Raw genomic sequence first — 23356 nt, forward strand, 5'->3', positions numbered from 1 at the left:
GCTCAGCCGCCCGCCGCCACCCGCTGCAGCAGCGCCTGCAACTGCCGCTGCTCGTCCTGGTTCAACACCGCCAGCGCCTGGGCGGCGCTGCGGCGGCGCACCTGCATGACCCGCTGGTGCAGCCGTGCCGCCGCGGCCGTGGGGTGCAGCCGGCTGATGCGGCGGTCCTGCTCGTCGGGCCGCGCCTCCAGCAGGCCACGCTCGCGCAGCACGGCCACCAGGCGCGCGACCTGCGCCTTGTCACGGCCGCTGTGCTCGACCAGTTGCGAGGCGGTGGCGCCGGGCTGGCGCAGGAAGAAGCCCAGGGCCCGGCCTTCCATCGGTGCCAGCCCGTCCTCCAGCGGCTCGGCGGCGGCCGCGGCGCGCAGACGATGGACCACGGCGTGCAGGGCATCGACGACGCCCGCCACCGGGTCACCGGCTTGTTGGTTGACAGTATCAACTTTCTTCGGCATGATGGATGACATTATCAACCAATAAGCTGATCCATGGAACCCTTGGTGACCGAGCGCCGTGTCCGGCGCATCCGCCACGAACTGAAGCTGCGCAGCCTGCACGTGCTGCGCGTCGAACACCCCCACCCGTCGCTGGCGCGTGTGGTGCTGGGCGGCGAGGACCTTGCCGACTTCGTCTCCTTGTCGTTCGACGACCACGTCAAGCTCTTCGTGCCCGATGGCGCGGGCGGCGAGGCCCGGCGCGACTACACGCCCCAGGCCTTTGATGCGGCCCGCCGCGAGCTGACGATCGAGTTCGCGCTGCACGGCGATGGCCCGGCCACCCGCTGGGCGCGTCAGGCCGCGCCGGGCCAGACGCTGCGCGTGGGCGGCCCGCGCGGCTCGATGATCATCGACACCGACCTGGACTGGCACCTGCTGGCCGGCGACGCCTGTGCGTTGCCCGCCATCCGCCGCCGTCTGGCCGAGTTGCCGGCGTCGGCCCGCGTGCAGGTGCTCGCGCTGGCCGACGACGCCCACGAGCTGGCCCTGCCGACGTCGGCCGCCCGGATGACGGTGCAGGCGTTCCACAACGCCGACGCCTGGCTTGCCGCGCTGGCGCAGGCCGTGCCCGCGCACGGTGAAGGCCATGTCTGGTGCGCCGGTGAGGCCAGCCTGATGACCCGCGCCCGCCAGTCGCTGCAGGCGGCGGGCGTGGCCACCGGCGCGATGCGCGTGGCGGCCTACTGGCAGCGCGGCCAGTCGAATGACCAGGCGCCCCAGGCCTGAGACGGCCGACTTTGACCTGCCTCAGTTCCGCGCTACACGCGCTTCACATACGGGACCTATGCTGACCCCGTTCCCCTTCTCAACAACGACACCTCCATGAAAGTTTCCCGCGAATGGGCCACCCCGCTGACGATCGGCAGCTTCACGCTGATGGCCGTCACTGGCGTCCTGATGTTCTTCCACCTCGACAGCGGCCTGAACAAGACCGCCCATGAATGGTTGGGCTGGCTGATGGTGGCCGGGGTGGCCGCCCACGCCGCCGCCAACTGGCTGGGCTTCAAGCGCTACTTCCTGAGCAGCCGCACCGGTCGCGGCATCATGGCGGTCAGCCTGCTGGTGCTGGCCGGCAGCTTTGTCTCACCGCCGGGCGCCCAGGAGGGCGGCGGCTCGCCACCGCAGCTGGCGATCCGCGCGATCACGCAGGCACCGCTGGCGCAGCTGGCCCCCTTGACGGGCCGGCCGGTCGAGCAGTTGCAGGCCGACCTGGCGGCCGCCGGCATCGCCGTCGAAGGCCCTCAGGCCACGCTGGCCAGCGCTGTGGGCGGCAACCGCGAGCAGATCGGCAAGGCCATCGGCGTGATGTTCGGCAAGCGCTGAATCACAAGGCGCAGCGCACGGCCCGCGCACCCAGCGGGCCGCTCAGCACCGCGGGCTCGATGCCCACCAGATAGCCACGCTTGCCGCCATTGATCAGGATGCGCGGCAGGTCCAGCACACCGGCCTCGACGAACACCCGCATCAGCTTGCGGGTGCCAAACGGCGAGGTACCGCCCACCAGGTAGCCGCTGTGGCGCTGCGCCACCTCGGGCTTGCAGGGCTCGACGCTCTTGACGCCGATCTCGCGCGCCAGGTTCTTGGTGCTGACCTGGCGGTCGCCGTGCATCAGGATGATCAGCGGCTCGGCCTGCTCGTCCTGCATCACCAGCGTCTTCACCACCGCGTGCTCGTCCCAGCCGAGCTGTTTCGCCGACTCGGCCGTGCCGCCATGGTCGACGTAGTCGTACGGATGCTCGGTGTAGGCAATGCCCTGCGCCTTGAGCCACTGGGTGGCCGGCGTCTCGCTGACGTGCTTGTCCTTCTTGGCCATGTCACTGCGCGGGGTCGCGCATCTCCCAGCGGAGCTTGTCGATCTCGGCCAGCAATTCGGGCGAGAGCGGCACGCTCCAGGCGTCCAGGCACTCATCAAGCTGCGCCACGCTGGTGACGCCAATGATGGTGGAGGCCACGCGCCAGTTGCGGTAGCAAAAGGCCAGCGCCATCTGCACCGGACTCAGGCCGTGCGCACGCGCCAGCGCGTTGTAGCGCCGCGCGGCCGTCAGCGCCTCGGGGCGCGCCCAGCGCTGCTTGCGCATGCTGTCGAAACGGGCGATGCGGCCCAGCTCGGGCTGCGCCGGATCGAAGCCGGGACCGTCGTATTTGCCGGTCAGACCACCAAAGGCCAGCGGCGAGTAGGCCAGCAGGCTCACCGACTCCTTGTGCATGACCTCGTCCAGACCGTTGTCGACCACCCGGTTGGTCAGCGCATAGGGGTTCTGCACCGTCTGCACGCGCGGCAGGCCGTGGCGCTCGGCCTCGCGCAGGAAGGCCATCAGGCCCCAGGGCGTTTCGTTGGACAAGCCGACATGGCGCACCTTGCCGGCCTTCACCAGCGTTTCCATGGCGCGCAGTTGCGCCTCGATCGAGGTCTGCTCGGCGTCCTTGGACGGGTCGTGGTACAGCGCGCCGAAGGCCGGTGCGTTGCGGTTGGGCCAGTGGATCTGGTAGAGGTCGATGACGTCGGTCTGCAGGCGCCGCAGGCTGTCCTCGCAGGCCTGGATGATGTGCTCGGGCCGCAGGTCGCGCGCACCGCCGCGGATCCAGTCCATGTTGCGGCTGGGACCGGCCACCTTGGTGGCCAGCACCACCTGGCGGCGCACCTCGGGGCGCTTGGCGAACCACTGGCCAAGGATGGTCTCGGTGGCACCAAAGGTCTCACGCCTGGGCGGTACCGAGTACATCTCGGCGGTGTCGAGGAAGTTGATGCCGCGCGCCAGGGCGCGGTCCAGGATGGCGTGGGCGCCATCGGCGTCGACCTGTTCGCCAAAGGTCATCGTGCCCAGGCAGATCGGGGTGACACGCAGGTCGCTGAGGCCAAGTTGGAGAGGGGTCATGTCCGCAAGGAGCTGAGCTGCAACAGCGGCGAGTGTGCCGCAGATGCGTGGATCTGCTCAGCAGCGGGGCAAGGGACCGCGCTGCTCGTCGGGCAGCAGGTCAGCCATCGAGGCGCCGTCGAGCAGGCGCAGGTCGGCCTGGCCGGGCTTCCAGCGCAGCCAGGCATCCACCAGCACCTCGTCGGCCGAACGGCTGGCGCCGCCCTGCTGGCAGCTGCTGAGCTCGGCGCCCAGCGACAGGCTGCGCTTGGACTGCGGACCGTCTGCCGTGCGCCAGGCCTCGATGTCGCGGCGCAGTTGCGCCAGCCCTTGCTGCTCGGCTGCGGACAAGCCCAGCACCAGCCAGCGCCCGCCGGGCCGCGGCGCCGCCTGCGCATGGGCCGCCGCGGGCCCCTGCATCGGCGTGAAGGCCAGTTTCAGCGCGCGCTCGTCGGCATGGCCATTGCCACGCGCCACCTTGACGGTGACGGCCAGACCACCATCGCGGATGGCCACGCCCTCGGGCAGGTAGATCAGGGCCCGCAGCGCGGCGCCATCCACCTCGCTGAACTGCAAGCCCTTGAGCGCCCACAGGCTGCTGAGCGGAATCTTGCTGCAGCCCGCCAGCAGCAAGGCCAGCATCGCGGTCAGCGCCAAGGCGCGCGGGCGCTGGAGGATTGATTGTTTGACGTTCATGTTTTATTGTTTTACAGTAATTTCATGGAGATTGAAACCCCCTCGTCGTCGGCTTCGCCACCACGCTCACCGGTGCTGGCCCATCGGCTTCGGCGCCTGGCTGGCGCAGTGCGCGGCCTGGCCCTGCTGGGCAGTCTGTGCCTGCTGGTGCTGCCCTTTTGGATCATCGGTGGCTCGGCCGATTCTGCCGAGCCCTTGCAGGGCCTGTACGGCGGCCATGTGGTGGGTCTGGCCCAGGCCGGCCTGACCGCGGCAGTGCGCTGGCGCCTGGCCGGCGTGACCCTGCTGCCGGTGGCGGTGGCGGTGGCTGCGCTGTGGCAGCTGTGGTGGCTGTTCGGCCACTACCGCCACGGCGACGTGTTCAGCGAGCGGGCCGTGCAGCGCCTGCGGCGCTTTGGCGCGGCGATGGTGGCGCTGGCGGTGGTACAGCCGCTCAGCACCTCGCTCGCCGCCGTGGCCGCGTCGCTGGACAACCCGCCAGGCCAGCGTGCGGTGGTGCTGATCATCGGCTCCAGCGACTATGCCGTGCTGATGTGCGCCCTGGTCTTCCTGGCGCTGGGGCGGGTGATTGGCGAGGCGGCCCGACTGGCCCAGGAGAACCAAGAGTTCGTCTGAGATGCCCATCGTCGTTCACCTGGACCTGATGCTGGCGCGGCGCAAGATGCGCTCGCGCGAGCTGGCCGAGCTGGTCGGCATCACCGAGCAGAACATCTCGCTGCTGAAATCCGGCAAGGTCCGGGGCGTGCGCTTCGACACGCTGGAGGCCATCTGCCGCGCGCTGGATTGCCAGCCCGGCGACCTGCTGAGCTGGGCGCCGGATGAGCCGCGCTGACTGGCACAGCGCGGCGTTGGTGCTGCTGCTGCACCTGCTGTTGGCCTGGGCACTGCACACGCTGATGCGGCGGCCGACGGCGCCAGCGGCCGCTGAGCCAACGCTGCAATGGATCACCCTGCCCCCACTGACGGCGGTACCGGCAGCGCCAGCACCGGCGCCGCGCGCGGCCACGGCGCCCCGCGCGGTGATCCGTCCGTCCGCCGCAGCGCCGCAGCCGCCGGCGCTGGCACCGCGCGAGGCCGCGCTGCGTCTGGTCGAGGCGCCAACCGCCCCGGAGCCGGTGGCGCCTCCCGCATCCGCCGCCTCGGCGCCGCCCACCCGGCTGCTGGACTCGGCCGCCAGCCGTCAGGCCCTGCGCCAGATGGGCGCCCAGCCCTTGCTGAGCGAGCGCGCCGCGCGGGCGATGGACACCGAGGTGACGCGCACGGATGCCGCATTGGCCAACGGCGTCAAGGCCGCCCAGCATGGCGACTGCCTCAAGGGTGAATTCTCCGGTGCCGGCTGGGGCCTGCTGAGCCTGCCGGCGCTGGCGGTGGCGGCAGCGCGCGGGCAGTGCGCGCGTTGATTCAAACGGCCAGTTCGGCTGCCGCGTGCGCCATCTCCTGGCGCACCCGCTGCTCCAGATCGGCGGCCGACAGCGGCCGGCTGAACCAGTAGCCCTGGCCCTGGTGGCAGCCCAGCGCCGCCAGTTCGCGCCGCTGTCCTTCGCACTCGATGCCCTCGGCCACGACCTGCAGGCCAAACGCGCCGGCCATCGCCACGGTGGCGCCGACGATCGCGGCATCGCCCTCGTGGTCCAGCATGCCGGCCACGAAGCTGCGGTCGATCTTCAGCTTGTTCACCGGCAGGCGCTTCAGGTAGGACAGCGAGGACAGGCCCGTGCCGAAGTCATCGATCGCCACCTGCACGCCGCGCTGCTGCAGGCCTTCGAGCAGGCCGATCTGGCCATCGGCGGTCTCAACGAGGCTGTGCTCGGTCAGCTCCACCGTCAGCTGGCGCGGATCGGCACCACTGGCCGCGATCGCCTGGTCGAACTGCTGCATCAGCAGGCCGCGCCGCAACTGCTGGGGCGATACGTTGACCGCCAGATTCAACCAGCCCAGACCGCTGTCGCGCCATCGCACCCACTGGTGCGCGGCTTCGGTGAGCACCCAGCCGCCCAGCTCGGCAATCAGGCCCGAGCGCTCGGCCACCGGCACGAACTCGCCGGGCAGCAGCCAGCCGCGCACCGGGTGCTGCCAGCGCACCAGAGCCTCGGCGCCGATGGTGCGACCGGTCTGCAGGTCCATGATGGGCTGGAACTGCAGGCGCAGCTCGTGGCGCCGCAATGCGCCGCGCAGGTCGTTGGCGGTCTGCATCCATTGCTCGGTGCGCTCGCGCAGCGCCGGGTCGAAGATCGCCACCTGGTTCTTGCCGCGCTGCTTGGCGGCATACATCGCAATGTCGCCCGCCTGCAGCAAGCCAGCCACGTCGTCGGCATCGCGCGGGAAACGGGCCACGCCGACGCTGGCGCCCAGCTGCATGTCCGGCGCCTCGGCCAGCGGCTCGATCGCCAGCGCGTCCATCACCATGCGGTGGTACACCGCCGGCTCCTCCAGCCCCTGCTCGCAGGGACAGATCACCACGAACTCGTCACCGCCGAAACGGTAGGCCTGCCCCCCGGGCCGCAAACCGCGCTGCAAGCGCACCGCCACCCGGGTCAGCACCGCGTCACCGGCGGCATGGCCCAGGGTGTCGTTGATCAGCTTGAAGTCGTCCAGATCGATCGAGATCAGCGAGAACGCCCGCCGAGGCCGGCCAGGGGACTGGATCAAGGCCTGCAGGTGGCTGGTGGCCGCATGGCGATTGAACAGTCCGGTGACCGGATCGCGGTGCGCCAGGTCGTCCAGGCGGCGCTCGACGCGGTCCATGTCGCGCCGCACACCCACCGCAAACAGCCAGGCCATGGTCAGTGCCACCGCCCCCACGGCCATCGTCACGCCGCCGAACACCAGGCTGCGCTGCAGCAGGCTGGCGGTGTCGACCTCCAGCTCCAGATGCGCCAGTTCGCGCCCGTCCAGCAGCACGGGCGCGGCGACCCTCAGGCGCTCGACCCAGGTGTCAGGCGCCAGCCCACTGGCGACGGGCAGGCTGCGCTCGCCGACGCGGTCATAGCGCCCCAGCAGCAGGCCGCCGGCGCCATGCAGCATGGCCCGGGTGATCGAGGGCACGCCTTCCAGGCTCTGCAGGGATTCGCCCATCGCGGAGCGGTCATTGAAGGCCACGGCGGCGCCCAGCTGCGCGGCCACCAGCCGCGCCTGCTCGGCCGACTGGCGCAGCAGGGCCTCGCGGCCCATCAGGTAGGTCGCCAGATTCAGCGCCGCCCCGGTCACCAGCAAGGCCAGCGCGGCGGCCCACATCGACAGCCAAGTCAGCCGGGCCGCCAGCGAGCCCGGTGCGGGCCGGGTGGGCTCGCCGTGCGGCAGCAGGGGCCGTTGTGCGTTCAGGGTGCAGACCGCACCGTCGGCGTCCGCGGGCAAGCTCATTCGCGCACCTCCCGGGCCAGGCGAAGGGCCTTCGAGCTGATCTGCAGGCCCCCGGCACGCAGGCCGGCAAGGTCGATATCGAACACCACGCGCTCACCCTGCACCGCCAGGCGCACCGCCCAGGGAGCGGAGGCCTCGCGGCCCTCGGCGATCAGCAGCTGTGCGCCCTGGCGGCTGGCCTGGCGCAATCCGGCGTCGAGCTGGATCACCTGGCAGGCCGCCGTGTCGGCGGGGCGGCTGAGCGCACGCATGGCCACGCGGGCCTGGCGCACTGGCCGCTCCTGCAGCCCCTGCAGCGCCGACCACCAGGGACTGGCTGGATCGACGCACCAGACCAGCGGCGCCCCAGGCGCCCAGCGCTCCTCGTCGGGCCACTGGGTGAACAGCAGCAGGTTGTAGGCGATCGCGGCCTTCAGCGACCACTCGTTGACGGGCGCGGGCGGGGCCGCACTGGCCGGGCAGGGCGCCCAGGCCAGCCAGGCCAGCGTCAGCAGGATCCGCAAACGGCTCATCGCGGCGGCTCCCAGGTCCAGCTCAGCCAGAGCTGGCGGGCCTCGCCACGCACCAGGGGCTGGCGCAGCGGGTCGGGGCCGGGGTCGTACCAGCGGCGGTTGGCCAGGTTGCGCAGGCCCAGGGCCAGGCGCCAGGACCGGCCCTCGCTGCGCAGCGTCCATTGGGCGTTGAGCAGCAGGTGGCCGGCGGCCGCGCCGCGGCGTGAGCGCGCCAGTGCGTCGACCGCCAGCACGCTGCGCTCGCCCAGCTGCCACTGGGCCTGAGCCCCCGCCATGCGCTGCGGATAGGTTTGGGCACCAAGCGATGGGCTGGCGTGCATGGTGCGGTTCAGGCCCAGTTGCAGGTGGTAGCGGTCGGCGCCCCACAGGGCTTCGACATCGGCCTCCACGCCCTGCGTCCCCCGCGCGCCCAGGTTGCGCACCTGGTAGCGGTCGGCCACCGGATCGTGGTGCAGCACGGTCAGGCCGTCGGCCTGGTTGCGGTAGGCCGCTGCGGCCACGCGCCAGGGCCCGCGCGACCAGTTCACGCCAATCTCGTCGGCACGCACCTGTTCGCCGTGCAGGGCCGGATTGAGCTGCCAGCTGCCGGGCCCGTCGCCGTGGTAGCGGCGCTCATAGGCGTTGGGCTCACGGAAGGCGCGGCCATGCTGCCAGCGCCAGGTCCACTCGGGCGTGGCGCGCCAGACCAGCGCCAGCCGTGGGCTGGTGTGGAAGCGGCCCAGCTCATGGTCCAGCCGCGCACCGGCGTGCAGGGTCCAGTCCTCGGCCAGCGACCACTGGTCGTCCAGGTAGGCGCCCCAGCGCCAGCCGCGCTGCAGGTCGTTCAGGTACAGCCAGGGCGACGGATCGATGTCCGCGTTGTACTGCCATTGCCGCTGCTGGCGCTGCAGCTCCGCCCCCACGACGACGCGGTGCTGCGCGACCGGCGACCACAGCAGCCGGCCCTCCAGCCCCCACCAGTCGCCGTCGGCGTGGTCGCGGTTCAGCGTCACCGGCGGGTAGTCGATCGGGTAGTCGCCCAGGTAGCGGTAGCGACCGGCAAAGGCGCGCACGACACTGTCCAGGTGCTCGCCCAGGGACTGGCGGTGCTCGACATCGAGCAGCGTGGTGCCGTCGATATAGCGCGCCCGGGTGTCGCCAAACACGATCCCAGGCGCCGCCGGCGTGCCTTGGCTGCGCCGCGCCGTCATCAGGTTGACGCGCCAGCCCGCGGTCGCCCAGCTTGCGGACCAGCTGCTGCGCACCAGGCGCGCCGTGCCCTCGGCCCGGGCAGCGCCGAACCAGGCTTCCTGGACGGCTTCGCCGCGGTCGTGCTGCCAGGCAGCCCCCAACGCCAGATGGCCGTCACCCAGCGCGGTGTCCAGGCTCAGCCAGCTGTCCACGGCCCCGCGGTGCGACAGGCGCAGGCCGCCGCGCGCACCGCCGTCCCCCGGTGTGCGGGTGACGATGTTGATGACGCCGAACAAGGCATTGGCGCCATACACCGCCGAGCCCGGGCCGGCAATGAACTCAACCCGCTCGACCTGCGACAGGTCGAGCACGAATTCGGTGCCCAGCATGGCCTGGTCGAAGACGTTGTCATTGACCCGGTTGCCATCGATCAGCAGCAGCACCCGGGTGTTGTAGTCGCCGATCGAGGACATGCCGCGCACCGCAGCGTAGGTGTAACTGCCGTCGCTGCTGATGTCGATGCCCCGCACCAGGCGCAGCACATCGGACAGGCGGCGCAAGCCCAGGACCTCGATCTGCTGGCGATCGATCACGCTCACCGAAGCCGGGCTGTCGCTGCGCCGAGAGCCCAGGCGCGACGCCCCGCTGACCGGCAGGTCCAGCAGCGTCTCCAGCGGCAGTTCGGCGAGTTCGGCATCCTGATCCGCGCTGGCGGGCAGGGCCAGCGCCAGACACAGCAGGGCCAGGACGGCGCGTGGGAATCGGGAAGGCATCGGAGCGGTTCGGCATCGGACCTCGGGGTGGGTCCGTGCTCAGCGGTATCGGCCGGTCAGCGTTGCACTTGAGACGCGTTGGGCCGTGGCAGACCCCAGCCCCCCGAACACGAGGGTGCCCCCGCAGCGGCTTCGGCACCTGGGGCGTGGCCACCACGGTGGACAGCGTCCACCTGGTGTTCTGGACCTGGCGCGAGGTGGGCAACAACCTGGGCTTTGTGCTGCACCGCGTGGACCGGCGACAAGTTCTACCTGCGCGGCAGCCAGGACATGACGCTCCAGCCGGTGGGCCGCCAGGCTTCAGCCGCGACCGGCCGCCCTCGCCTCCTCCTGCAGACGCAGCACGCGGCGCTGGACCTTGCCGGTGGTGGTCATCGGCAGGGACTCGATGAACTCGATCTCCTTGGGGTACTCGTAGGGGGCCAGGCGGCCGCGCACATGCTGCTGCAGCTCGGCCACCAGCGCCGCATCGCCGTGGAAGCCTGGCGCCAGCACCACATAGGCCTTGACCAGCGCGCCGCGCTCGGGATCGGGCTTGGGGACCACGGCGGCATTCGCCACGGCCGGATGACGCACCAGGCAGTTCTCGACCTCGCTGGGGCCGATGCGGTAGCCGGCGGCCTTGAAGACATCGTCGCTGCGGCCCTGGTACCAGAGGTAGCCGTCCTGATCCATCACCGCGGTGTCGCCGGTGCGGCACCAGCTGTCGTCCACCGGGCCGGTGTACTTGGCCTGGGTGGCGTCGTCGCGCTTCCAGTAGCCCAGGAAGAACACCGGGTCGGCTTGGCCGTGCACGTCGCGGCGGTGCACGGCCACGTCGCCCGGCGTGCCGCGCGGGCACTCCTGTCCATCGTCGTCGATCACCGCCACGCGGTGGCCGGGGTAGGCCCGACCCATGCTGCCCGGGCGCGCCGGCCAGCCCGGGGCCGGGTGGCCGTCGGTGCCCAGCGTCTGGCTGCAGTTGCCGACGATGTAGTTGATCTCGGTCTGGCCGAACATCTCGTTGACGGTGACGCCCAGCGCCTCGCGGCACCAGTGGAACACCGTGTCGCCCACGGCCTCGCCAGCGCTCATGATCGCCCGCAGCCGCAGCGCATGCTGCTCGCGCGGGCGCGGGCAGGCTTTCATCATCGCCTTGAGCGCCGTGGGGAACAGGAAGGTGTTGGTCACCCGGTGGCGTGCCATCAGGGCCAGCGCGCGCTGCGGGTCGAAGCGCTCGGCGCTGGCGACGATGGGCATGGCGAAATACAGGCTGGGCAGCAGCGCATCCATCAGGCCACCGGTCCAGGCCCAGTCGGCCGGGCTCCAGAACACCGCGTCGGCCGGCACGCCGCCGGGGCCCAGCGCGCGCCGCGGCGGCCGGCCGCAGCCACTGCGCAACAGGTTCTGGCTGCAGACAAAGCCGCTGAGGTTGCCGATCAGCGCCCGGTGCGGGATCAGCGCACCCTTGGGCGGACCGGTGGTGCCGCTGGTGTAGATCAGCACCGCGGCCTCGTCGGCATGGGTGCGCACGGCGGTGAAGCGGGCCTGCTCGGCGGCCAGCGCGGCACGCCAGTCGACGTCGCTGCCGGCGGGCGTGTCCACCGCGATCAGGTGGCGCAGCGCCGGGCACTCGCCGCGCACCGTGCGCAGCGCCGCGATGGTGGACGCGTCAGCCAGCGCCACCACCGCCTCGCTGTCCTGCAGGCGGTACAGCAGGGCCTCCGGGCCGAAGAGCTGCGACAGCGGCATGGCCACGGCGCCCAGCTGATAGATCGCGATGTGGGCGACGGCGGTCTCGACACGCTGTGCCATCACTACCGCCACCCGGTCGCCGCGCTGCACGCCCAGGCGCCTCAGCACCCGGGAGAGCCGGTTGGCCTGCGCCTGCAGCTCACCAAAGCGCGTCAGGCGCACCGGGCGTTCGGGGTGGTCGGTGCGCAAGGCCACGCGCCGCGGGTGGCTGCGGGCCCAGCGACCGCAACAGACCTGGGCGATGTTGAAGTGGGTGGGGACCTGCCAGGTCAGGCCACCATGCAGGGCGGACCAGGCGTCAAGGGCATCGGGCAGCGGGGCGGACATGGCAGGAGCCTAGCACCCTGGCCGCAGCCATCGGGAGCAGCCCGGTCGCGGCGCACCGGGTCCAACGATTTGAGCAGGATCAAACCCTGCGTCAGTAACCGGGACGGAGCAGTCGGCAGTGTGCGACCAGATTGACACCGGATCTTGACCTTGGCAAAGCACAGCGGGGAACATGGCCGGACTGCCACCGCCCGTCCCCCGTCCCTGTCCCGTGAACCAGTCCGCCGCCCCTGTCACCGCTACTCACGAGCTGCCCTGGGTGGTCGCCATCGGCGCCTCCGCGGGCGGGCTTGAGGCCCTGCAGCAGTTCTTCGCGGCGCTGCACAGCCCGACCGGAGCTGCCTTTGTCGTCATCCAGCACCTGGCACCTGACCACAAGTCGCTGATGGCCGAGCTGCTGGGCCGACACACCACGCTGCCGGTCTGCACCGCCCAGGAAGGCATGGCGCTGCAGCCCGACCAGGTCTACCTGATGCCGCCGGGCGTCTCGATGTCGCTGGCCATCGACACGCTGCACTTCGAGCCCCGTCCACCCCAGGGTCTGGCGCTGCCGATCGATCATTTCCTGCTGTCGCTGACCCAGCATGCGCCGGAGCGCGTGGTGGCCGTCGTGTTGTCGGGGTCCGGCTCGGATGGCAGCGTGGGCGCCGACGCGCTGCGCCGGGCGGGCGGCTACGTGCTGGTGCAGGCGCCCGACAGCGCCAAGTTCGACAGCATGCCGCGCAGCGTGATGGCCAGCACGGCGGTGGACGCCGCGCTGCCCCCGACCGCATTGGCCGAGCTGACCCAGGAGATCCTGCGCGGCGAATCGGCCCGCATGGGCCAGGGCGACCTGCTGGCCTCGCGGCAGCTGCGTCCCGCGCTGCAGCGCATCTTCGACGCGCTGCTGGAGCACAGCCGCATTGACTTCAGCGTCTACAAGCTGCCCACGGTGCTGCGCCGGCTGGAGCGGCGACTGCTGGTCACGCGCGCCTCCACCGCCAACGAATACGCCGACCGGCTGGAGAAGTCATCCGAGGAGCGCGAACGCCTGCGCCGCGAGTTGCTGATCCCGGTGACCAGTTTCTTCCGCGACCCGGCCTCCTTCGAGGCCCTGACACGGCAGGTGCTGGAGCCGCTGCTGCGCGAGCGCCGCGGCCAGACGGTCCGGCTGTGGTGCGCCGGCTGCGCCTCGGGCGAGGAGGCCTACTCGCTGGCCATGGCCTGCGTCGAGACGGCCGAGCGGCTGGGCGTGGGCGCCTCGATCAAGGTCTTCGGCACCGATGTCGATCCGCAGGTGCTGGACATCGCCGCCCAGGGCCGATACCCCGCGGTCACGGCCGAGGCGCTGGGTCCGCAGCGGCTGGAGCGCTTCTTCGTGCGCCAGGGCGAACTGTGGGTGGTGCGGCCCGAGCTGCGCCAGCTGGTGCTGTTCGCGCGCCACAACCTGCTCGATGACGCGCCGTTCACGCGCATGGACCTGGTCTCCTGCCGCAACACGCTGATCTATTTCCAGACCGCCGCGCAGGAGCGGCTGCTGCGCCGCCTGCAGTACGCGCTGCTGCCTGGCGGCACGCTGTTCCTGGGCGCCAGCGAGTCGCTGGGGCCGATCCAGGCCGACTTCTCCACGCTGGACAGTCTGCACAAGATCTACCGCCTGGAGCGGCCGGTGACCACCGCCTCGACGCTGCGCGACGCCTTTGCGCGCAGCACCCAGACTGTGCGGCCCCTGCACGCGGCCGGCGCGCCGGTCAGCCCGCGCAGCCTGATCGACCAGGGTCTTCACCAACTGATGACCTCCTGGCTGCCGGCCAGTCTGCTGATCTCGTCGCAGCGTGAGCTGATCCACGCCTGGGGCCCCACGCGCCGCTACCTGCGCATGCCTGAAGGTGAAGGCTCGCTCGACGTGATGCGTATGCTGCCCGAGCGGCTGGGCCCGGTGGTGCTGCACCTGCAGCACCTGGTGCAGGCGGATCGGCAGTTGCACCGCTCGGCGCCGGTAGAGCTTGAGATCGACGGCGTGACCCAGCGCCTGGTGGTCCACGCCCAGCCGCTGGAGGCCGGCCATGCGCATGACGGCGTGCTGGTGTCGATCGAGGCCCTGCCGCCGCGCCCCGAGTCGGGCCCTGCCGAGACCCCGTCGGTCGACGCGATCGGTGCGCTGGAGCAGGAACTCAGCGCCACCCGTCAGAGCCTGCAGGCAACGATCGAGGCGCTCGAATCCTCGAACGAGGAGCTGCAGTCCACCAACGAGGAACTGATGTCCTCGAACGAGGAACTGCAGTCCACCAACGAGGAACTGCAGTCGGTCAACGAGGAGCTCTACACCGTCAACGCCGAGTTCAACGCCAAGCTCGACGCCCTCAATGCCTTGAACGCCGACCTCGAAGGCATGGCCCAGGCCACCGGGCTGGCGACCATCTTTGTCGACCAGGCGCTGTGCCTGGTGCGCTTCACGCCCGAGGCGGCGATGCTGTTTCGCCTGCGCCAGAGCGACCTGGGCCGCTCGATCGAGGACTTCAACTCGTTGCTCGACTACCCCGGCCTCAGCACCGACCTGCGCCAGGCGCTGCACCAGGACACGCCGATCGAGCGCATGGTCGACGGCCCGCACGACACCCGCTTCATGGCCAGCATGGTGGGCTACTCGCACCGGCCCGGGCTGCCGCGCCGCGCCGTGGTCACCTTCATCGACATCACCCGGGTGCGCGATGCCACGCTGCTGCAGGACCTGATCGACTCGCTGCCCGAACACATCGCCGTGCTCGATGCCCAGGGCACGATCCGCCGCGTCAACCGCGCCTGGAGCGATTTCGCCCGTGCCAATGGCGGCGAACATTCGCCCCTGGTGGCCGTCGGGGCCAACTACCTGGCGGTGCTGGCGCGCTCGGACCATCCGATGGCCCGCACCACGCTGTCGGGGCTGCACGAGGTCATCGCCGGCCGACAGCCCGAGTTCCGCCAGGTCTACGACTGCCACGGTCCGAGCGAGCAGCGCTGGTTTGCGATGTACGCCCGCCCCTTCCCGGCCAAGGGTGGGGGCCTGGTGATCACGCACTTCCGGCTGCCGGGCCATCCGGGGAATCTCACGCCATGACCCTGCGCCCCTCGATGGTCGGCTCCGAGACCGACGCGCCTTCGGCCACGGTGCAGCGCTTTCAGAACGAGCTGTCGCAGCACCTGGAAGAGCTGCGCGAGCAACAGGCCGCCACGGAGCAGGCGCTGGCCTGGTTTGCCAGTCTGTTCGAGGCGCTGCCAGTGCCGGTGCTGCTGCTCAGCGAAGTGGGCACGGTGGTCGAGGCCAATGGCAGCGCGGTGGACTACCTGGCGCTGTCGCGGCCGCTGCCGCGGGCGCCACTGATGCTGCGGCGCCTGCTGGATGGCCGGGACGCCGACCTGCGCTGGGTCAACGCGCTGGCGCGCGCCCGCACGCACGGCGAGGCCACGCTGGACGAGCAGGCGCTGAAGCCGGGCAACGGCCAGCACCGCATCGCCCGCATCGTGCTGCGGCGGGTGGACAACGCCGAGGCGGCGGTGCGCGGTGTGGCGCTGATCTGTTCATTGATCGACCTGACCGATGCGGTGCAGGCGCGCGAGGCCGAGCAAGCGCGCCAGCAGGCCGAGAGCCGCCAGCGCGAGGCCGAGACGCGCAGCCAGGCGCGCGCCCAGACCCTCTCCCGCGTCAGCCACGAGCTGCGCACGCCCCTGAACGCCATCATGGGCTTTGCCCAGTTGCTGATGGCCGATCTGGACCACCTGCCCGCCGAGCACCGCCCCTACCTGGCCCACATCCGCAGTGCGGGCGCCGACCTGCTGGGCCTGGTCGAGGAGGTGCTGGACATCAACCGTGCCGAGAGCGGCCAGCTGAAGCTGGACATGGTGGCCGTGACCCTGGCCGACGAGGTGCATTCGGCGGTGGAGCTCAACCGCGCCGCAGCGGATGCGCTGGAGATCCGCATCGACAGCGACCTGGTCGAGGTCCCACGGGTGCGCGCCGACGCGCTGCGCGTGCGCGAGATCCTGATCAACCTGCTGTCCAACGCGATCAAGTACGGCCGCCATGGCGGCCAGGTGCGACTGCACGCCGGCCATGACGAGCACCAGGCCTGGATCGATGTCGAGGACAACGGCATCGGCATCGCCCCGGACCTGCTGCCCCAGCTGTTCGAGCCCTTCAACCGCCTGGGCTCGGAGCGCAGCCGCATCAAGGGCCACGGCCTGGGCCTGAGCATCTGCAAGAGCTACGCCGAGCAGATGGGCGGCCGACTGTCGGCGCGCTCGACGCCCGGCCAGGGAAGTTGTTTCACGCTGACGCTGCCGCGCTGGGACCGCGGCCGCGGCTGATCACCAGGCCGCCAGGTCCTCGCCGCTGACGCGGCAGATGCGCCAGTCGGGCAACACCGTCGCGCCCATGGCCTGGTACATCGCGATCGCGTTGGCGTTCCAGTCCAGCACCGACCACTCGAAGCGGCCGCAGCCGCGACCGGCCGCCAGACGGCCCACCGCCCGCAGCAGGGCGCGGCCAATGCCGGCGCGGCGGTGATCGGCCTGCACGTAGAGGTCCTCCAGGTACAGGCCCGGTCGGCAGCGGAAGGTGGAGAAGTTGGTGAAGAACAGCGCAAAGCCCACCACCGCGCCATCCACCTCGGCCACCAGGCATTCGGCCACCGGCCGCTCGCCGAACAGGTGCGGATGCAGGCGCTCGGGCGTGGTCTCGACCAGGTGCGACAGTTGCTCGAACTCGGCCAGCTCGCGGATCAGGCCGACGATGGCCGGGACATCGGCCGGCGCCGCCGCGCGCAGTTGAAATGGCTTATCCATGGGGACGATTCTGTCACCCGCGCGCCAGCAGGCCCGGCAGCGGCCCTCTACCATCGGGCCATGACTGACGCCTACCTGCCGCGCCGCGCCGGCCGTTCACTGTTCGTGCCGCTGCGCGGGCTGGACTACCACCTCACCGTCTGGGGCGATGCCTCGATGGCCACGCCTGATCGCCCACCGCTGCTGCTGTGCCATGGCTACATGGACGTGGGCGCGTCATTCCAATTCATGGTCGACGCGCTGGCCGCGCTGGAGGGCGACACACGTTGGGTGATGGCGCTGGACTGGCGCGGCTACGGCCACACCCGCGTGCCGCCCACCGACCACTACTGGTTCCCGGACTACCTGGCCGACCTGGATGCGCTGCTGGACGGCCGTGTCGCGGGCCTGGATGCGCGCCAGCGGCCGATCGACCTGCTGGGCCACAGCATGGGCGGCAATGTGGTGATGCACTACGCTGGCGTGCGGCCCACGCGCGTGCGCCGCTTGGTCAATCTGGAGGGCTTTGGCATGCCCCGCACGGAACCCGATGAGGCGCCGCGCCGGCTGGCCAAGTGGCTGGACGAGCTGGCCGAGGCCGCGCCGCTGCGCAGCTACGACAGCGCCGAGGCCGTGGCCGCGCGCCTGCGCCAGACCAATCCGCGCCTGCTCGAGGACAAGGCGGCCTGGCTGGCGCGCCGGTGGGCGCAGCCGGACGCCACGGGCCGCTGGCACATCCTGGGCGATCCGGCGCACAAGCGCATCAACCCGCTGCTCTACCGGGTGGAGGAGGTGCTGGCCGCCTGGCGCCGCATCAGCGCGCCGGTGCTGTGGGTGGACGGCGACCTGACCGACCTGTCGCTGTGGTGGGGCCAGCGCTACAGCCTGGCCGAGTTCGACCAGCGCATCGCCGTGGTGCCGCAGCTGCGCCGTGAGCGGCTCTCGCCCTGCGGCCACATGCTGCACCACGAGCAGCCCGAGGCCCTGGCGGCCCGGCTGCTCGATTTCCTGGGCCGCTGATCAGCGGGCCACCATGCCGCGCCGGTCACCCGGCTCCAGCCAGTGCGGCCGCTCGGACAGCGGACGCAGCGCCAGCGCGCGCGAGCGCCCCTTCACCTGGGCACCCAAGGCCACCGGACAGGCGCCGGTGTCGGCGTGGTCCATGGCCGTGGCCAGCAAGGGCTCGAAGGCACTGCCCAGCGGCTGGCCATAGTCCTCGGCCACGGCGCAGGTGGCGTCGAAGCCGTCGAAGTAGCGGCCCTCATTGCGCGCGTTGACCGACTCGAAGTTCACCACGCTCCAGGTGGTGCCGCAGCCATCATCCTGGGGCAGGAAGCCCACCGGCTTGCCGCAGCTGGTGTCGCCCACGGTGACCACCTGCACGAAGGGGCGCAGCGCGTTGATCAGTTGCTCGCTGGCCGAGCAGGTGCGCTGGCCGGTCAGCAGGTACACCCTGGACAGGCCCAGCGCATTGGCCGGATTGCCAAAGGCATAGACCTGGTTGCTGGACGCATGCCGGTCGTTGTAGAGCAGCTTTGAGTAGGTCTGGCCGGCAGTGCGCGGCGCCGACACATACGAGGCCAGGCGCCCCGAGGTCGACACCAGGCCGCCGCCGTTGTAGCGCAGGTCGATCACCACGTCCTGCACGCCAGCCTGGCGGAACTGCGCGAAGGCGGTGTCAAACGGCCGCTCGGCCTGGCTGACCATGTCCTTGAGCTGCAGATAGCCCACCGTGCGACCGCCCGGCGTGCTGATCACACTGGCGTTGGTCACCGGCACCAGGTCATAGACGCGCGAGACCAGCGTGACGGTGCGCTGCGACACGCCGTTGTCGAGCAGCAGGGTCAGCGACTGGCCCGTGGCGCTGGCCGCCAGGGCCGAAAAATCATTGGCGGCGATCAGCTCGGACACCGGCCGGCCGTTGATGCGCAGGATCTCGTCGCCACGCACCACCCCGGCGCTGGCAGCGGGCGAGCCGGGCTCGATGTAGCGCACATAAAGCGGCCAGTCGGGATGTCCCGTGACCTCGAGGCCGGCGACCATCACGCCGTAGCCCAGGGTCTGGCCATCGCCGAAAAAGCGCTGGTAGTCGATGGTCGGCGTGGCATAACTCCAGCCGTCGGCCGGAAAGCTGGTGTTGCCGCGGAACAGCAGCGCATCGAAGTAGGTCTCGACGCTGGCGTAGTTGGCCGGGTCGGGCTTCGGGCTGATGGCGTACCAGAAATACCAGTCGGCCATGTAGTCGGCCAGCCAGATCTTCTGGTCGGTCACTGAACAGCTCAGCGGCGGCGGCGGGCCCCCATCGCCCCCACCCCCGCCGCCACAGGCGGCCAGCACCAGACCGGCCGCCGCGGCCCCCAGACCGGCGCGCCCCCGGCGCCACAGCTCGTTCATCCTCATCTGCATCTCCTGTGCCTGGGCGACCACCGCCTACAATCCCAGCAACTCCCCAGGTGGCCCCTGCGTTGACATCCAATGGGTGTCCAGGCGTTGCCATGGCCACTGCCTGTTGCCAGTATCCCCCCGCCATGACCGAACTCGCCAAGTCCTTCGAACCCCGAGACATTGAAGCCCGATGGGCCCCGCTGTGGGAGCAAAGCGGTGTCTACCGGCCCACGCTGGACCCGGCCAGGCCGTCGTTCTGCATCCAGCTGCCGCCGCCCAATGTCACCGGCACGCTGCACATGGGCCATGCGTTCAACCAGACCATCATGGACTCGTTGACACGCTACCACCGCATGCGCGGTTTCAACACGCTGTGGGTGCCCGGCACCGACCACGCCGGCATCGCCACCCAGATCGTGGTGGAGCGCCAGCTGCAGGAGCAGAAGCTCAGCCGCCACGACCTCGGCCGAAAGAACTTCGTCGCCAAGGTCTGGGAGTGGAAGGAGCAGTCCGGCTCTACCATCACCCGCCAGATGCGCCGCATGGGCGACTCGGTCAGCTGGGCGCACGAGTACTTCACGATGGACGACAAGCTCTCCAGCGTGGTGACCGAGACCTTCGTGCGCCTGTACCAGGAAGGCCTGATCTACCGTGGCAAGCGCCTGGTCAGCTGGGACCCGGTGTTGAAGTCCGCGGTGTCCGACCTTGAGGTCGAGAGCGAGGAGGAAGACGGCTCGCTCTGGCACATCCGCTACCCGGTGGACGGCAGCAACGAATCGCTGGTGGTGGCCACCACCCGGCCGGAAACCATGCTGGGCGACACCGCGGTGATGGTTCACCCCGAGGACGAGCGCTACACCCACCTGATCGGCCGCCAGGTGCGGCTGCCGATCACCGGCCGCCTGGTGCCGGTGATCGCCGACGCCTATGTGGACAAGGCCTTCGGCACCGGCGTGGTCAAGGTCACGCCCGCGCACGACCAGAACGACTACCAGGTGGGCCAGCGCCATGGCCTGCCGATGCTGACCATCTTCGATCTGGAAGCCAAGGTCAGTGCCCATGAGGCCGCCGATATTCCCGCGGTCTACGTGGGCCAGGACCGCTTTGCCGCACGCAAGGCCATCGTCGCCCAGCTCGAGGCCGAGGGCCTGCTGGTCGAGGTCAAGAAGCACAAGCTGATGGTGCCGCGCTGCGCCCGCACTGGTCAGGTCATCGAGCCCATGCTGACCGACCAGTGGTTCGTCGCCATGACCAAGGCCGGCGCCAACGGCAAGTCAATTGCCGAGGAGGCCATCGAGGCCGTCGAGTCGGGCGACGTCAAGTTCGTCCCCGAGAACTGGGTCAACACCTACAACCAGTGGATGAAGAACATCCAGGACTGGTGCATCAGCCGCCAGCTGTGGTGGGGCCACCAGATCCCGGCCTGGTACGGCACGGGCGGCGAGCTGTTCGTCGCCCGCTCGGAGGACGAGGCCCGTGCCCAGGCCACCGCGGCCGGCTACAGCGGCGCGCTCACCCGCGACGAGGACGTGCTCGACACCTGGTACTCCAGCGCCCTGGTGCCCTTCAGCACGCTGGGCTGGCCCGCCAAGACCGTCGAGCAGGACCTGTTCCTGCCCAGCAGCGTGCTGGTCACCGGCTACGACATCATCTTCTTCTGGGTCGCCCGGATGATCATGATGACCAAGCACTTCACCGGCCAGGTGCCGTTCCGCCACGTCTACATCCACGGCCTGGTGCTCGATGCCCACGGCAAGAAGATGAGCAAGTCCGAGGGCAATGTGCTGGACCCGGTGGACCTGATCGACGGCATCGACCTGCCCGCACTGCTGGACAAACGCACCCAGGGCCTGCGCAAGCCCGAGACCGCGCCCAAGGTGCGCAAGGCCACCGAGAAGGAATTCCCCGAGGGCATCCCCGGCTATGGCGCCGATGCGCTGCGCTTCACCTTCGCGGCCATGGCCACGCTGGGCCGCAGCGTCAACTTCGACAGCAAGCGCTGCGAGGGCTACCGCAACTTCTGCAACAAGCTCTGGAACGCCACCAAGTTCGTGCTGATGAACTGCGAGGGCCAGGACTGCGGCCTGATGGAACACACCAAGGCCGACTGCAGCGTGGGTGGCAAAGCGCATGGCTACATGAGCTTCAGCGCCGCCGACCGCTGGATCAGCAGTGAGCTTCAGCGCGTCGAGGCCACGGTGGCCCAGGGCTTTGCCGAGTACCGCCTGGACAATGTGGCCAACGCGATTTACCAGTTCGTCTGGGACGAGTTCTGCGACTGGTACCTGGAGATCGCCAAAGTGCAGATCCAGGCCGGCAGCGAGGCCCAGCAGCGCGCCACCCGCCGCACGCTGATCCGCACGCTGGAAACCGTGCTGCGCCTGCTGCATCCGGTGGCGCCCTTCATCACCGCCGAGCTGTGGGACGTGGTAGCGCCGGTGGCCGGCCGCAAGAGCGCGGACACCATCGCCAGCGCCACCTACCCGGTGGCCCAGCCCGAACGCATTGACGCCGATGCCGATGCCTGGATGGCCCATCTGAAGACCCTGGTGGGCACCTGCCGCTCGCTGCGTGGCGAGATGGGCCTGTCGCCAGCCGAGCGGGTGCCGCTGCTGGTCAACGGCGACGCCGAGTTTTTCGCCCAGGCCGCGCCGGTGCTCAAGGCCCTGGCCAAGCTGGCCGACGTGCAGTTGCTGGACGATGCCGCCTTTGCGCAGGCCAGCGCCGCCGCGCCTGTGGCCGTGCAGGGCGCGGCGCGCATGGCGCTGAAGGTGGAGATCGACGTGGCCGCCGAGCGCGCCCGCCTGGGCAAGGAGATCGCCCGGCTGGAAGGCGAGATCACCAAGGCCGAGGCCAAGCTGGGCAATGAGAGCTTCGTCGCCCGCGCCCCTGAGGCCGTGGTGGCCCAGGAGCGCCAGCGCCTGGCCGATTTCGGCCAGACCCTGGAGCGGCTGCGTGCGCAGCTGGCCCAGCTGCCCGCGGCCTGATCCAGCGCAGACATCCCCTGTCCAGGGGATGCTGCCTTGCCAAACGGTGTCTTTTGTCATCGTAGGCAAGGTTTATGCATGCCAGAATTTCCATGAACCTCCCCAACTGGAACAACGAGCCCATGCGCGTCAACAAAGCCGTCTTCCCCGTCGCCGGTCTGGGCACGCGTTTCCTGCCGGCCACCAAGGCCAACCCCAAGGAAATGCTGCCGGTGGTCGACAAGCCGCTGATCCAGTACGCCGTGGAGGAGGCCTACTCGGCCGGCATCAAGCAGATGATCTTCGTGAACGGCCGCAACAAGCGCGCCATTCCCGATCACTTCGACACTGCCTACGAGTTGGAGTCCGAGCTGGAGGCCGGCAACAAGCGCGAGCTGCTGGAGCTGGTGCACTCGATCAAGCCCGACGACATGGAGTGCATCTACATCCGCCAACCCAAGGCCCTGGGCCTGGGCCACGCGGTGCTGTGTGCGCAGTCGGTGGTGGTCAATGAACCCTTCGCGGTGCTGCTGGCCGATGACCTGATGGTGGGCGAGCCCTCGATCATGAAGCAGATGGTCGACCAGTTCGCCGAGTGGCAGGCCTCGATCCTGGCGGTGCAGGAAGTGCCCGCCGAGCACACCAGGCGCTACGGCATCTGCGCCGGCACCCCCATCAATGACCGGCTGATGGACCTGACCCACATCGTCGAGAAGCCGTTGCCCGAGAACGCCCCCTCGCGCCTGGGTGTGGCCGGCCGCTACATCCTGACGCCGGGCATCTTCCGCGAGATCGCCAACCTGCCGCGCGGCGTGGGCGGCGAGATCCAGCTGACCGACGGCATTGCCGCGCTGATGCGCCGCGAGAAGGTCTTCGCCTACCGCTATGAAGGCCGCCGCTACGACTGCGGCAGCAAGGAAGGCTTCCTGGAGGCCAATGTGGAGCTGGCGCTGGCGCACCCGCAGCTGGGCCCTGGCTTCCGGGACTTCCTGAAGACGCTGGATCTCTGATCCCACGCCATCAGCGACAAGGGCCTGCAACTGCAGGCCCTTTTTTCTTGGGGCGCCAGAGCGCTCAGCGGCGCCGCAGCAGGTGGATGAACTCCTCGCCCTGGGCCGTCTGCTCCACCAGTTCATTGCCGGTCTGGCGGGCAAAGGCCTGGAAGTCGCGCATCGAGCCGGGGTCAGTGGCCACGACCTTGAGCAGGTCGCCGCTGGACATCTCGGACAGCGCCTTCTTGGCTTTCAGGATGGGCAGCGGGCAATTCAGACCGCGGGTGTCGATTTCCTTCTGGGCGTCCAT

General features: G+C 70.2%; 21 protein-coding genes. 10 read left to right on the top strand and 11 right to left on the bottom strand.

The genetic code is table 11. The features are described from left to right. Positions 1–2: 2 nt before the first annotated feature. On the bottom strand, positions 3–455 hold the full coding sequence (locus tag KAK06_RS08235) for a MarR family winged helix-turn-helix transcriptional regulator (RefSeq protein WP_210801458.1): 453 nt from the start codon (positions 453–455) through the stop codon (positions 3–5). Positions 456–488: 33 nt separating this feature from the next. On the opposite strand from KAK06_RS08235, the gene KAK06_RS08240 reads away from it, so the two are divergent. Further along, positions 489–1223 carry a siderophore-interacting protein gene (locus KAK06_RS08240; RefSeq protein ID WP_210801459.1) on the top strand — a complete coding sequence of 245 codons (735 nt, stop codon included), beginning with the start codon at positions 489–491 and terminating at the stop codon, positions 1221–1223. A gap of 96 nt (positions 1224–1319) precedes the next feature. Continuing rightward, the gene (locus KAK06_RS08245; protein ID WP_210801460.1) at positions 1320–1820 is read left to right on the top strand and encodes a DUF4405 domain-containing protein; all 501 of its coding nucleotides are present in this window, start codon (positions 1320–1322) and stop codon (positions 1818–1820) included. A gap of 1 nt (position 1821) precedes the next feature. On the opposite strand, the gene KAK06_RS08250 is transcribed toward KAK06_RS08245, so the two are convergent. From KAK06_RS08250 to KAK06_RS08260, 3 genes are read right to left on the bottom strand one after another with little or no spacing between them, the layout of a single operon-like run. Continuing rightward, a complete protein-coding gene (locus KAK06_RS08250) occupies positions 1822–2310 on the bottom strand; it encodes an aminoacyl-tRNA deacylase (RefSeq protein ID WP_210801461.1) in 489 nt (162 codons plus the stop codon). 1 nt (position 2311) lies between these two features. Further along, on the bottom strand, positions 2312–3373 hold the full coding sequence (locus tag KAK06_RS08255; protein WP_210801462.1) for an aldo/keto reductase: 1062 nt from the start codon (positions 3371–3373) through the stop codon (positions 2312–2314). Positions 3374–3430: 57 nt separating this feature from the next. Beyond that, positions 3431–4048 carry a hypothetical protein gene (locus KAK06_RS08260; RefSeq protein WP_210801463.1) on the bottom strand — a complete coding sequence of 206 codons (618 nt, stop codon included), beginning with the start codon at positions 4046–4048 and terminating at the stop codon, positions 3431–3433. A gap of 24 nt (positions 4049–4072) precedes the next feature. Between KAK06_RS08260 and KAK06_RS08265 the strand changes: the two genes are divergently transcribed. Genes KAK06_RS08265 through KAK06_RS08275 form a run of 3 tightly spaced genes read left to right on the top strand, consistent with a single transcriptional unit; the run spans position 4073 to position 5448 of the window. Beyond that, complete coding sequence (locus KAK06_RS08265; protein ID WP_210801464.1) at positions 4073–4663, top strand: DUF2975 domain-containing protein; 591 nt, start codon at positions 4073–4075, stop codon at positions 4661–4663. A gap of 1 nt (position 4664) precedes the next feature. Beyond that, a complete protein-coding gene (locus tag KAK06_RS08270) occupies positions 4665–4880 on the top strand; it encodes a helix-turn-helix domain-containing protein (RefSeq protein ID WP_210801465.1) in 216 nt (71 codons plus the stop codon). Further along, positions 4867–5448 carry a hypothetical protein gene (locus KAK06_RS08275; RefSeq protein ID WP_210801466.1) on the top strand — a complete coding sequence of 194 codons (582 nt, stop codon included), beginning with the start codon at positions 4867–4869 and terminating at the stop codon, positions 5446–5448. The genes KAK06_RS08270 and KAK06_RS08275 overlap by 14 nt, the downstream gene beginning before the upstream one ends. Position 5449: 1 nt before the next feature. On the opposite strand, the gene KAK06_RS08280 is transcribed toward KAK06_RS08275, so the two are convergent. The 4 genes from KAK06_RS08280 to KAK06_RS08295 form a co-directional block, all read right to left on the bottom strand. Continuing rightward, positions 5450–7408 (bottom strand): putative bifunctional diguanylate cyclase/phosphodiesterase, encoded by a 1959-nt coding sequence (locus tag KAK06_RS08280; protein ID WP_210801467.1) that lies wholly within the window; start codon positions 7406–7408, stop codon positions 5450–5452. Next, the gene (locus KAK06_RS08285) at positions 7405–7920 is read right to left on the bottom strand and encodes a YfiR family protein (RefSeq protein ID WP_210801468.1); all 516 of its coding nucleotides are present in this window, start codon (positions 7918–7920) and stop codon (positions 7405–7407) included. Before KAK06_RS08285 ends, KAK06_RS08280 begins: the two co-directional genes overlap by 4 nt. Further along, positions 7917–9863, bottom strand: a complete 1947-nt coding sequence (locus KAK06_RS08290; RefSeq protein WP_210801469.1) for a TonB-dependent receptor plug domain-containing protein — start codon at positions 9861–9863, stop codon at positions 7917–7919. Before KAK06_RS08290 ends, KAK06_RS08285 begins: the two co-directional genes overlap by 4 nt. Before the next feature lie 300 nt (positions 9864–10163). Beyond that, positions 10164–11924: an acetate--CoA ligase gene (locus KAK06_RS08295; RefSeq protein ID WP_210801470.1), complete on the bottom strand. Its 1761-nt coding sequence runs from the start codon at positions 11922–11924 to the stop codon at positions 10164–10166. Between the two features lie 211 nt (positions 11925–12135). Here KAK06_RS08295 and KAK06_RS08300 point away from each other — a divergent pair, with 211 nt between their 5' ends. Continuing rightward, the gene (locus tag KAK06_RS08300; RefSeq protein WP_210801471.1) at positions 12136–15000 is read left to right on the top strand and encodes a CheR family methyltransferase; all 2865 of its coding nucleotides are present in this window, start codon (positions 12136–12138) and stop codon (positions 14998–15000) included. After that, the gene (locus tag KAK06_RS08305) at positions 14997–16247 is read left to right on the top strand and encodes a PAS domain-containing sensor histidine kinase (protein ID WP_210801472.1); all 1251 of its coding nucleotides are present in this window, start codon (positions 14997–14999) and stop codon (positions 16245–16247) included. The genes KAK06_RS08300 and KAK06_RS08305 overlap by 4 nt, the downstream gene beginning before the upstream one ends. Here the strand turns inward: KAK06_RS08305 and KAK06_RS08310 are convergent, their stop codons facing one another. Then, complete coding sequence (locus KAK06_RS08310; RefSeq protein ID WP_210801473.1) at positions 16248–16724, bottom strand: GNAT family N-acetyltransferase; 477 nt, start codon at positions 16722–16724, stop codon at positions 16248–16250. It abuts the gene before it with no gap. Between the two features lie 60 nt (positions 16725–16784). Here KAK06_RS08310 and KAK06_RS08315 point away from each other — a divergent pair, with 60 nt between their 5' ends. Next, positions 16785–17723: an alpha/beta hydrolase gene (locus KAK06_RS08315; protein ID WP_210801474.1), complete on the top strand. Its 939-nt coding sequence runs from the start codon at positions 16785–16787 to the stop codon at positions 17721–17723. Here the strand turns inward: KAK06_RS08315 and KAK06_RS08320 are convergent, their stop codons facing one another. Beyond that, on the bottom strand, positions 17724–19103 hold the full coding sequence (locus tag KAK06_RS08320) for a S41 family peptidase (RefSeq protein WP_247652725.1): 1380 nt from the start codon (positions 19101–19103) through the stop codon (positions 17724–17726). 128 nt (positions 19104–19231) lie between these two features. On the opposite strand from KAK06_RS08320, the gene KAK06_RS08325 reads away from it, so the two are divergent. Together KAK06_RS08325 and galU are read left to right on the top strand one after the other, a co-directional pair. Further along, the gene (locus tag KAK06_RS08325; protein WP_210801476.1) at positions 19232–22075 is read left to right on the top strand and encodes a valine--tRNA ligase; all 2844 of its coding nucleotides are present in this window, start codon (positions 19232–19234) and stop codon (positions 22073–22075) included. A 122-nt stretch (positions 22076–22197) separates the two neighbouring features. Beyond that, positions 22198–23064: a UTP--glucose-1-phosphate uridylyltransferase GalU gene (gene galU, locus KAK06_RS08330; RefSeq protein WP_210801520.1), complete on the top strand. Its 867-nt coding sequence runs from the start codon at positions 22198–22200 to the stop codon at positions 23062–23064. A 64-nt stretch (positions 23065–23128) separates the two neighbouring features. Here galU and KAK06_RS08335 read toward each other — a convergent pair whose 3' ends face one another. Then, positions 23129–23356 carry a sulfurtransferase TusA family protein gene (locus KAK06_RS08335; RefSeq protein WP_210801477.1) on the bottom strand — a complete coding sequence of 76 codons (228 nt, stop codon included), beginning with the start codon at positions 23354–23356 and terminating at the stop codon, positions 23129–23131.

This window comes from Ideonella aquatica (assembly GCF_018069755.1).
In the GTDB taxonomy this organism is placed as follows: Bacteria; Pseudomonadota; Gammaproteobacteria; order Burkholderiales; family Burkholderiaceae_C; genus Ideonella; species Ideonella aquatica.

Coding starts and splice junctions, on each gene's coding strand:
- KAK06_RS08235 (WP_210801458.1), bottom strand. CDS start 455: ATGCCGAAGAAAGTTGATACTGTCAACCAACAAGCCGGTGACCCGGTG.
- KAK06_RS08240 (WP_210801459.1), top strand. CDS start 489: ATGGAACCCTTGGTGACCGAGCGCCGTGTCCGGCGCATCCGCCACGAA.
- KAK06_RS08245 (WP_210801460.1), top strand. CDS start 1,320: ATGAAAGTTTCCCGCGAATGGGCCACCCCGCTGACGATCGGCAGCTTC.
- KAK06_RS08250 (WP_210801461.1), bottom strand. CDS start 2,310: ATGGCCAAGAAGGACAAGCACGTCAGCGAGACGCCGGCCACCCAGTGG.
- KAK06_RS08255 (WP_210801462.1), bottom strand. CDS start 3,373: ATGACCCCTCTCCAACTTGGCCTCAGCGACCTGCGTGTCACCCCGATC.
- KAK06_RS08260 (WP_210801463.1), bottom strand. CDS start 4,048: ATGAACGTCAAACAATCAATCCTCCAGCGCCCGCGCGCCTTGGCGCTG.
- KAK06_RS08265 (WP_210801464.1), top strand. CDS start 4,073: ATGGAGATTGAAACCCCCTCGTCGTCGGCTTCGCCACCACGCTCACCG.
- KAK06_RS08270 (WP_210801465.1), top strand. CDS start 4,665: ATGCCCATCGTCGTTCACCTGGACCTGATGCTGGCGCGGCGCAAGATG.
- KAK06_RS08275 (WP_210801466.1), top strand. CDS start 4,867: ATGAGCCGCGCTGACTGGCACAGCGCGGCGTTGGTGCTGCTGCTGCAC.
- KAK06_RS08280 (WP_210801467.1), bottom strand. CDS start 7,408: ATGAGCTTGCCCGCGGACGCCGACGGTGCGGTCTGCACCCTGAACGCA.
- KAK06_RS08285 (WP_210801468.1), bottom strand. CDS start 7,920: ATGAGCCGTTTGCGGATCCTGCTGACGCTGGCCTGGCTGGCCTGGGCG.
- KAK06_RS08290 (WP_210801469.1), bottom strand. CDS start 9,863: ATGCCTTCCCGATTCCCACGCGCCGTCCTGGCCCTGCTGTGTCTGGCG.
- KAK06_RS08295 (WP_210801470.1), bottom strand. CDS start 11,924: ATGTCCGCCCCGCTGCCCGATGCCCTTGACGCCTGGTCCGCCCTGCAT.
- KAK06_RS08305 (WP_210801472.1), top strand. CDS start 14,997: ATGACCCTGCGCCCCTCGATGGTCGGCTCCGAGACCGACGCGCCTTCG.
- KAK06_RS08310 (WP_210801473.1), bottom strand. CDS start 16,724: ATGGATAAGCCATTTCAACTGCGCGCGGCGGCGCCGGCCGATGTCCCG.
- KAK06_RS08315 (WP_210801474.1), top strand. CDS start 16,785: ATGACTGACGCCTACCTGCCGCGCCGCGCCGGCCGTTCACTGTTCGTG.
- KAK06_RS08320 (WP_247652725.1), bottom strand. CDS start 19,103: ATGAGGATGAACGAGCTGTGGCGCCGGGGGCGCGCCGGTCTGGGGGCC.
- KAK06_RS08325 (WP_210801476.1), top strand. CDS start 19,232: ATGACCGAACTCGCCAAGTCCTTCGAACCCCGAGACATTGAAGCCCGA.
- galU (WP_210801520.1), top strand. CDS start 22,198: ATGCGCGTCAACAAAGCCGTCTTCCCCGTCGCCGGTCTGGGCACGCGT.
- KAK06_RS08335 (WP_210801477.1), bottom strand. CDS start 23,356: ATGGACGCCCAGAAGGAAATCGACACCCGCGGTCTGAATTGCCCGCTG.